1 protein-coding gene is annotated in these 949 nt (G+C 36.6%); it reads right to left on the bottom strand.

Annotated elements, in window-relative coordinates; all coding sequences use genetic code 11:
* Positions 1 to 124: 124 nt before the first annotated feature.
* On the bottom strand, positions 125 to 808 hold the full coding sequence (locus ACMZ6U_RS10515) for a lysostaphin resistance A-like protein (RefSeq protein ID WP_416108359.1): 684 nt from the start codon (positions 806 to 808) through the stop codon (positions 125 to 127).
* Between the last annotated feature and the right edge of the window lie 141 nt (positions 809 to 949).

The raw sequence follows: 949 nt of genomic DNA on the forward strand, positions 1-949 counted from the left end.
TTTGGTACTTAAGATGACCTAAGATCGTAATCAAAAGACTCGCTCCTAAATAAATAAGAGGGGGTACTAAATAGGAAACAACTTTCTTATGATCCATATGACTATCTAAATACTTTGTCACCAGCTAGACCTCCAATAGATATAAAATATAGGGCATAGATAATAGGGTATTAACACTGACGTGGGCAAGAATGGCTAGCCTCATATTTTTTGAAAAGCGATAGATACCTGCAAAACCTAAACCATAAACAAAGTAAATGACAAAAGCATTTGCCGACCAAGGATACTGATAAAGATGAATCAGTGAAAAAAGGCTTGCTGATGCGATCATATCAAGGCCATAGGTTTGACGATTTAAAAATGGGGTCATAAGCAAGCCGCGATAAAGCAGTTCTTCTAAAGTCGGTCCCAAAAGGCAGGACAATAGTAAAAACAGGTAAGGGTAATAGACCCCGCTACTTTGATAGAGAAAATCATTGACAGCTTGACTGTTGCCAGTATCCCTGCCCCAAAATTGAAAAATAAGAATCATAAAAAAAGCTATCCCGGATAAAATGGCCATAAAAATGCCCCAATCTTTTAAACCAAAAGGGACTCGCCAAATACTCACAGCGTCCTGATGAATCCTTAAAAGACTAGAAGCCAAAAGAATAGCGACACCAAACAAAAAACAATAAAGGAGATAATAGCTATCGGAATAATACCCCGGAAATTCTAAAAATTCGTCTAATATAACAGGAATCAATAAATGGAAAAGCATGATAGATACCGTGGCTATCATGCTGAAATAATATCTTGATCTTGACATCTTACTTTCTCCACGGATTGGGCGAAATATCTTTAGAAAACATCATATAATCATGCCAAGTGACCTGAATCCCTCCAACCACTTGATCCAATTCTGCAATAGTTAGATCTTTCACTTCAACTTTTTCATTCATATTTTTCT

This window comes from Streptococcus pluranimalium (genome assembly GCF_047785745.1).
GTDB classification, from domain to species: Bacteria; Bacillota; Bacilli; order Lactobacillales; family Streptococcaceae; genus Streptococcus; species Streptococcus pluranimalium_B.